This is a genomic window from Streptomyces sp. NPDC049577 (genome assembly GCF_040675635.1).
GTDB lineage: Bacteria > Actinomycetota > Actinomycetes > Streptomycetales > Streptomycetaceae > Streptomyces.
The window spans coordinates 1-7,501 of sequence record NZ_JBFAPH010000311.1; the positions used below are offsets into that span (position 1 = coordinate 1).

General features: G+C 71.9%; 9 protein-coding genes. 3 read left to right on the forward strand and 6 right to left on the reverse strand.

Annotated elements, in window-relative coordinates; translation table 11 throughout:
- Window positions 1-775 (reverse strand): serine/threonine-protein kinase (locus AB0K09_RS26550; RefSeq protein WP_366067917.1); only part of this gene is annotated, 775 nt, incomplete at its 3' end.
- A gap of 156 nt (window positions 776-931) precedes the next feature.
- Between AB0K09_RS26550 and AB0K09_RS26555 the strand changes: the two genes are divergently transcribed.
- Both AB0K09_RS26555 and AB0K09_RS26560 read left to right on the forward strand, forming a co-directional pair.
- The gene (locus AB0K09_RS26555; RefSeq protein WP_366067918.1) at window positions 932-2,260 is read left to right on the forward strand and encodes a PspC domain-containing protein; all 1,329 of its coding nucleotides are present in this window, start codon (window positions 932-934) and stop codon (window positions 2,258-2,260) included.
- On the forward strand, window positions 2,247-2,549 hold the full coding sequence (locus AB0K09_RS26560) for a hypothetical protein (RefSeq protein WP_366067919.1): 303 nt from the start codon (window positions 2,247-2,249) through the stop codon (window positions 2,547-2,549). The genes AB0K09_RS26555 and AB0K09_RS26560 overlap by 14 nt, the downstream gene beginning before the upstream one ends.
- A 46-nt stretch (window positions 2,550-2,595) precedes the next feature.
- On the opposite strand, the gene AB0K09_RS26565 is transcribed toward AB0K09_RS26560, so the two are convergent.
- From AB0K09_RS26565 to guaA, 4 genes are all read right to left on the reverse strand, one after another.
- Window positions 2,596-3,132, reverse strand: coding sequence for a DoxX family membrane protein (locus AB0K09_RS26565; RefSeq protein ID WP_366067920.1), 537 nt, complete (start codon window positions 3,130-3,132; stop codon window positions 2,596-2,598).
- A 98-nt stretch (window positions 3,133-3,230) separates the two neighbouring features.
- Window positions 3,231-4,043 (reverse strand): class II aldolase/adducin family protein, encoded by an 813-nt coding sequence (locus AB0K09_RS26570; protein ID WP_366067921.1) that lies wholly within the window; start codon window positions 4,041-4,043, stop codon window positions 3,231-3,233.
- 73 nt (window positions 4,044-4,116) lie between these two features.
- Entirely contained in the window at window positions 4,117-4,734 is a 618-nt protein-coding gene (locus AB0K09_RS26575; protein ID WP_366067922.1) for a Uma2 family endonuclease, read from the reverse strand.
- Between the two features lie 139 nt (window positions 4,735-4,873).
- The gene (gene guaA / locus AB0K09_RS26580; RefSeq protein WP_366067923.1) at window positions 4,874-6,478 is read right to left on the reverse strand and encodes a glutamine-hydrolyzing GMP synthase; all 1,605 of its coding nucleotides are present in this window, start codon (window positions 6,476-6,478) and stop codon (window positions 4,874-4,876) included.
- Window positions 6,479-6,793: 315 nt separating this feature from the next.
- Between guaA and AB0K09_RS26585 the strand changes: the two genes are divergently transcribed.
- Window positions 6,794-7,090, forward strand: coding sequence for a chorismate mutase (locus AB0K09_RS26585; RefSeq protein ID WP_366067924.1), 297 nt, complete (start codon window positions 6,794-6,796; stop codon window positions 7,088-7,090).
- Here AB0K09_RS26585 and AB0K09_RS26590 read toward each other — a convergent pair.
- On the reverse strand, window positions 7,015-7,497 hold the full coding sequence (locus tag AB0K09_RS26590) for a hypothetical protein (protein WP_366067925.1): 483 nt from the start codon (window positions 7,495-7,497) through the stop codon (window positions 7,015-7,017). The genes AB0K09_RS26585 and AB0K09_RS26590 overlap by 76 nt on opposite strands.
- Between the last annotated feature and the right edge of the window lie 4 nt (window positions 7,498-7,501).

Sequence of the window (7,501 nt, forward strand, 5' to 3'; positions counted from 1 at the left end):
CTTCGCCAACTTCGACGTCTCCGACGACGTCATGGCGAAGGTCGACGCCTGACGCAGCCGATGACGACGGGCCGACGGGAGATCTCCCGTCGGCCATGCGGAACGGCGGCCGGCCCTCCAGGGCCTGGTAGAGGGTGGCGCCCAGCGCCCACAGGTCGGCGGCGGGCCCGGGCTTGGCGCCCTTGACCCGCTCCGGGGAGATGTAGTCGATGGAACCGACCATCTCGCCGGTCTTGGTCAGGGTGGAGGTGCCGGTGGAGTGGGCGATGCCGAAGTCGGTCAGGACGATCCGGCCGTCGTGGCCGAGGAGGACGTTCCCGGGCTTGACGTCGCGGTGCAGCACGCCGGCGGCGTGTGCGGCGCGCAGGGCGGCGATCATGCCGCGGCCGATGCGGGCGGCCTCCTCGGGGCCGACCGTGCCGCGCTGCTTGAGCAGATCGCCGAGTGTCGTGGAGGGCACGTATTCCATGACGATGCACGGCAGCCCGCCGTCCTCGACCACGTCGTGGACGACGACCACGTTGGGGTGGTTGATACGGGCGGCGCTGCGGGCCTCGCGGCGGGTGCGCTCGTAGAGGGTGGCGAGCTCGTCCTCCTCCAGCCCCGGCTGGACGTGCAGCCGCTTGACCGCCACCTGCCGCGCCAGCAGTTCGTCCTCGGCACGCCAGACGGTACCCATGCCGCCCCTGCCGACGCGTTCGGTCAGCCGGTACCGGCCGGCGATCAGCCGGCCGGACTCCGAGCCGGCTCCGGCCGTCTCAGGTGCCCCGTACACCGCACGCGCCTCCGCTTCCCCCGGATGTGTTCGATGCGCCACTTCGTTGCGACACCTTAACCGCCGCGCCCTCATCGAGTTCTCAGGGGCGATCTCAGGGGCGGGCCAGGGTCGCCACGGGTGCCGCCGCGGAGTTCCGGTTGACACCATGTGCACATGACCGACGCACCCCCGAGCACCGCGCCGCGGCAGGACCCCGGGCCACCGCGCGACGACAGCAGACGGCCTCCGCTGCGCCGCAGCCGCGACCAGAAGATGATCGCGGGTGTGTGCGGCGGGCTCGGCCGCTGCTTCGACCTGGACCCGGTGATCTTCCGGGTGGTGCTGGGCGTCCTGGGCGTGACCGGCGGCCTGGGTCTGATCGCCTACGGCTTCGCGTGGCTGCTCGTCCCGCTGGAGGGCGAGGAGGAGAACGAGGGCCGGCGCCTGCTGTCCGGCCGGGTCGAGGGACCGGCGCTGACAGCGGTGCTGTGCGCGCTGGTGGGCTGCGGGCTGTTCCTGTCGATGCTCAACAACAGCGGCGTCATGGCGTTCTCGCTGATGTTGCTGATCGCGACCGGTGGCGCCGCGTACTGGTCGCGGCACCGCCGGCTCGTCGAGGCGGAGGCGGCCCTCGGGGACGCCGGCGGACCGGCAGCGTACGAGGCCCGGGGCGCCGCGCCGGCGGCTCCTCCGGAGACGCAGGCCCCGCCCGCGCCCGGTGGTCCCTCCTGGTGGCGGGACCCCCTGGTCAAGGGCCCGGCGGCGCCGGTCGGCCGGGCCACCAGCACCGGCTATCTGTGGGGGCCCGACGACGGCCCGTACGACCGCAAGCGCGCGGCCGCCGAACGTGCCCGGCCCGTCCGCACCGGACGGCGGCTCGGCGGCTGGACGTTCCTGCTGGCCCTGCTGGCCTTCGGGCTCGGCATGGGGCTGACCTGGCACCACCGCCCGCTGGGCGGTTCGCTGGAGACGGGCCTGGCCTGCGCGCTGGGCGTCTTCGGCCTGGGCATCGCGGTCAGCTCGGTGTACGGGCGCACCGGGGGCGGCACGGTCGTCGCGGCGGTGCTCACCGGCGCGCTGCTGACGGGCGCCGCCGCGCTGCCCGACTCCGTGTCCGACGACTGGGTCCGCATGACCTGGCGCCCGGCGAGCCCGTCCGAGGTGCGGGACCGCTACGAGCTGGGCAGCGGCGTCGGGGTGCTCGATCTGAGCGGCCTGCGCTGGACCGCCGGGCGGCCGGTGACGGTCGCGACGACCGCCGAGGCGGGCGCGGGCCGGATCAAAGTCGTCCTGCCGGAGGACGTGACCGCGCGGCTGACCATAGAGGTGGGCCTGGGCGACATCCGGCTGCCCGGAGAAGCCCGCGACGACATCGACGTCCAGCCCGGCCAGCACCGGACGGTGACGCTGGAACCGACCGCCGGCCACACCGCGCGCGGCACGCTGGACCTGCGGCTGAAGGCCGGCCTCGGCCAGGTGGAGGTGACCCGTGGAACTCCGTGACGATCTCCGTGACGACACGCGCCGGGGCGGGGCCCGCGAGCTCGCGCGCCCGTCCTCCGGGCGGCACGACTTCGAGCCCGGCAAGCTGATCGTCGGGCTGGTGCTGCTGGGCGGCGGCCTGGCCTACCTCGCGGCGGCGGACGGCCGGCTGCACTTCCCGGCCTACGCGCTGCTGCCCGCCCTGGTCGCGGGCCTGTGCCTGGGCGGTGCGGCGTCGACGCTGACCTTCACCCTCCGCCACCGGGCGCGCCGCTCGGACGCCGACCGGGACGGTGCGCCCCGTCCGTGACGCCCCCACCTGTGAAGCCCTGTGGCGCCCCGCCCGTGACGCCTCGTCAGCCGGCGCTCGGGCGGAGCGGCAGCGCCCCGCGCGCCCGCCCGCGCCGCCGGGCGCGCCACCAGGCGTCCACCGACCAGAGCGGCGCGCCGGCGACGACCAGCGGCAGCCAGGCCATCAGATAGGCCAGGTCGTTGCCGTAGTAGTAGGGCGTGGACGACCAGCTGACCGTCAGCCACAGGCTCAGTGAGATCAGCGCGCCCCCGGCGGCCGCGAGCCGGGCGCACGCGCCCAGCAGCGTGCCCAGGCCGACCGCCAGTTCGCCGGCGCCCATCGCCCAGCCGGCGCCGACGGGGTTCTTCAGCCCCAGGTCGACGAGGCCGGGCAGCGCGGCGGAGTCGCGCACCGAGTGCATCAGCGCGCCGATGGACTCCGGGCCGTCGCTCGCCAGGAAGGCGGGATCGGTGAGCTTGTCGAGCCCCGCGTAGAGGAACGTCACCCCGAGGAAGACCCGCAGCGGCAGCAGCGCGTACCGGGCCGGGTCACCTCCCCCGGTGCGCTCCGCCCGCCTGCCACGCCTTGTGCCGAGTGTCATGCGGCCGCCGCCTCTCCCTCGCGTCCTCGCGTACGACGTCGTCGTACGACCATACGCAGGGGAGGCGGCCGGTGTTCAGACAGCCGCGCGCGGGCGTCTCAGCCCAGCAGCTCCGGCTCACTGCGCGTGATCTGCTGGTACAGCGGCTGGTAGTTGATCCACGCCGCCAGGTCGTTGCCGAGCTGATCGCGGGTGTGCGCCGCGTGGGCCGGATCGATGAGCACGGGCTTCCCGGCGGCCTTCGCCGCCAGCTGTACCTGGCAGGAACGTTCCATCGTGATGAACCACCACGCGGCCGCGTCCACCGAGTCACCCACGGTCAGCAGCCCGTGATTGCGCAGGATCACCGCCTTGTGCGGCCCGAGGGCGGCGGCGATGCGCCGGCCCTCCTCCTCGTCCACGACGACACCCGTGTAGTCGTCGAAGAGCGCGTGGTCCTCGTAGAAGGCGCACACGTCCTGCGTGATCGGCTCCAGCAGCTCCCCGAGCGTGGACAGCGCCCGCCCGTGGACGGAGTGGCTGTGGGCGGCGGCCACCACGTCGGGGCGGGCCCGGTGGATCTGCGAGTGGATCGCGAAGGCGGCCTGGTTGACGTGGTACCGGCCCTCGACGACCTGGCCCTGGTGATTGACCAGGATCAGATCGGAGACGGTGATGTGCTTGAAGGACATCCCGAAGGGATTGACCCAGAAGTGATCCGTGAACTCCGGATCGCGCGCGGTGATGTGCCCCGCGACGCCCTCCTCGAACCCGAACCGCCCGAACAGGCGCAGGGCGGCCGCGAGGCGTTCTTTGCGGTACTGCCGCTCGGCGCCGACGGTCTCGTGCGTGGGGGGCAGGGCGAAGTGAAGTCGGTCGGTGGGTATGGGCTGGGGGGCTGTTGCTTGGGCTGTTGCTCTTTCCTCCGGCATGGCGGGCCTCCGTGATCCATGGCTGTACCAGGGAAGCTACCGCCGGGTATCGGAGGGGGCCAGAGCCCCGGACTCAGTCGTCCCGCGCAGGACGGCGTCGGTTGATCGCGGTGAGGTCGATGCGCACGAGGAACGGTAGCTTCACTTCCAGCTCGTCATGGAAGATCCCGGTCGGCGCATAAGCGGACGTCGCAGGGTCGAGCTCGAAGACGTACACGACGGGGAGGCCCTCCTCATTCTGCTCGACGCGCCAGAAGTGACGGATGCCCGCTGCCGCGTACTTGCGTGGCTTGGCCTCGCGGTCACGCTCCTCCGAATCCTCCGACACCACCTCGATCGCCAGGAGGACGTCCTCCGGCCTGAGACAGGTGCGCTTCGGACCCGTATCGGCGCCGGCTCGTACCACCAGGACGTCGGGCTCAGGACGGTTGCGCCTGTCGATCTTGATACCGAACTCCCGGAAGACATCGAGATCGTCCGGTGCCTGGTCCAGCAGAGCGTTCTCCAGCAAGCGCATGGCGCGCATGTGAAACTCGGTCTGCGGACTCATGAAGACGAGGCTCCCGTCGATCAGCTCCGTGCGCCGCGGCAGGTTCGGAAGCCGGTCAAGGTCGTCTGCCGTCCAGCCCCCGGGCGGGGGAACCGGATAGTTGTACCGCTCGTCCAGCTCGAACTCGGGTGCAGCGCTCACGATTGCTCCCATGGGACGGAGTCTCGCCTGTACGGCCAGCGTACCCACCGCAAACGCCACCGCCGCCGCTCAAACGAATGAGCGACGGCGGTGGCGCTGACCTTCTGGTCCTACGGGCCCTGCAGGCCCCGCAGGAGGACTACTCCCACTCGATCGTCCCCGGCGGCTTGCTGGTCACGTCGAGGACGACGCGGTTGACGTCCCGCACCTCGTTCGTGATGCGGGTCGAGATGCGCGCCAGGACGTCGTACGGCATGCGCGTCCAGTCGGCGGTCATCGCGTCCTCGGACGAGACCGGGCGCAGGACGATCGGGTGGCCGTAGGTGCGGCCGTCGCCCTGGACGCCGACCGAGCGGACGTCGGCCAGCAGGACGACCGGGCACTGCCAGATCTCCTGGTCCAAACCGGCCGCCGTGAGCTCCTCGCGGGCGATCGCGTCGGCCTCGCGGAGCAGGTCCAGGCGCTCCTTGGTGACCTCGCCGACGATGCGGATGCCCAGGCCCGGCCCCGGGAAGGGCTGGCGCTGGACGATCTCCGCCGGGAGACCGAGCTCCTGGCCGACCATGCGGACCTCGTCCTTGAAGAGCTGGCGCAGCGGCTCGACGAGCTTGAACTCCAGGTCCTCGGGGAGGCCGCCCACGTTGTGGTGGGACTTGATGTTTGCGGTGCCGGTGCCGCCACCGGACTCGACGATGTCCGGGTAGAGGGTGCCCTGGACGAGGAACTCGACCGGCTCGCCGCTCTCGTCGCCCTCGGCGACGATCTCGGCCTGGGCCTGCTCGAAGACCCGGATGAACTCCCGGCCGATGATCTTCCGCTTCTCCTCGGGGTCGGAGACCCCGGCGAGCGCGGACAGGAAGCGCTCCTGCGCGTCGACGACCTTCAGCTGCACGCCGGTGGCCGCGACGAAGTCCTTCTCGACCTGCTCGGTCTCACCCTGGCGCATCAGGCCGTGGTCGACGTAGACGCAGGTCAGCTGGGAGCCGATGGCCTTCTGCACGAGGGCGGCGGCCACGGCGGAGTCGACACCGCCGGACAGGCCGCAGATGGCGCGCTTGGTGCCGACCTGCTCCCGGATCGCGGCGACCTGCTCGTCGATCACGCTGCCGGTGGTCCAGGTCGGCTCGATGCCCGCGCCGCGGTAGAGGAAGTGCTCCAGGACGAGCTGGCCGTGCGTGGAGTGCATCACCTCGGGGTGGTACTGCACGCCGTACAGCTTCTTCTCGTCGTTCTCGAAGGCGGCGACCGGCACGACGTCCGTGGAGGCGGTGACGGCGAAGCCCTCGGGCGCGGCCGAGCAGGCGTCGCCGTGGGACATCCACACCGACTGCTCGGTGGGGGTGCCCTCGAAGAGGGTCGAGCCCGGCTTCGCGACCGTCAGCGGCGTACGGCCGTACTCACGGGCGCCGGTGTTGTCGACCGTTCCGCCGAGGGTGGTGGCCATCAGCTGGAAGCCGTAGCACATGCCGAAGACCGGGACACCGGCCTCGAAGAGGCCGAGGGCGTCGTCGAGGCGCGGGGCGCCCTCCTCGTACACCGACGAGGGACCGCCGGAGAGGATGATCGCCTTGGGGTTCTTCGCGAGCATCTCCGCCACCGGCATGGTGGACGGGACGATCTCGCTGTACACCCGGGCCTCGCGGACGCGGCGGGCGATGAGCTGTGCGTACTGTGCGCCGAAGTCGACAACGAGCACCGGTTCCGCGGTGTTGTCGTGGGCGGCGGCGGGTGGTGCTGCTGACACGGGAGCGGCCTTCCGGCGGTCGAGGTGGGGGTCTGTATTTGTCGATTCTACCGGGGCCCGGGTGCTCGCTTTTGTCTCACCATCCGAACCCGCGTTGGCCCGGGGACCGCGCCCGGGCCATACTGTCCCCCATGCGCACGCAGCTGACCTTCGTCTTTACCTATGGCAACCGGCCCGTCCGGCTGCCATGGTCGTGCTGCTGAGCCACAGACAGCGACTTCCCAGGCGCCCCGGGCCGACAAGGCCCGGGGCGTCTGCCGTTTCCCGGGTCCTGTCGCTCCGGGGGGCCGCCCGCCCCTTTTGGAGAAAAACACCATGACCACCACCACACAGGACCCGGCCACCGGCACGGGCGCCCGCACCGGCGAGGCCGCCGGCCTGATCACCGGCGCCCGGGAGCGGATCGACGATCTCGACGGCCGGATCATCGGTCTCATCCAGGAACGGATGGCCGTCTCGGCGGTGATCCAGCGCGAGCGCATCGCGTCCGGCGGCCGCCGCGTCCACCTCTCCCGCGAGATGGAGATCATCAACCACTACGGCGACCAGCTCGGCCGCCCCGGCACGGCGCTCGCCATGACGCTGCTGGAACTGTGCCGCGGCCGCATCTGAGTTCGGACGCCGTCACCCGTACGGAGCGTGACCGTGCTCCGACCGGCTTCGTTGGACCCGGTGTCCGCGCCAGCCAGGAGCGGCCCCACCGAGATCCACGCGTGGCTTCCGTCCCTGTTCTTCTGGGCGCCCGGCACGGCAGGGCGGATTCCACCGGAGTGTGTGGCGCGCGACCACGCGCGCCGTGGGACCTCACTCCGGTGGCACGGCGACCGGTCAGCAGGGGACAGCAGCCCGGCCGCCACCCAGGGGCGGTCGGTTCCGGGGACGCCTGGAACCGACCGTATCCGGTCGAAACGGTTGCGCCGGGTGCGGCCCTCGGCCTCGCCCAGCGCCGAGCCGTGGGAGGCCTCGGTGTTCTGCGCGTTCGGGGCGGGCCAGGCGATGATCGTGCGCGCGGCGATGATCGAG

Excerpts from the sequence above, each read along its gene's own strand:
- AB0K09_RS26555 (WP_366067918.1), top strand. The coding sequence starts at position 932 with ATGACCGACGCACCCCCGAGCACCGCGCCGCGGCAGGACCCCGGGCCA.
- AB0K09_RS26565 (WP_366067920.1), bottom strand. The coding sequence starts at position 3,132 with ATGACACTCGGCACAAGGCGTGGCAGGCGGGCGGAGCGCACCGGGGGA.
- AB0K09_RS26570 (WP_366067921.1), bottom strand. The coding sequence starts at position 4,043 with ATGCCGGAGGAAAGAGCAACAGCCCAAGCAACAGCCCCCCAGCCCATA.
- AB0K09_RS26585 (WP_366067924.1), top strand. The coding sequence starts at position 6,794 with ATGACCACCACCACACAGGACCCGGCCACCGGCACGGGCGCCCGCACC.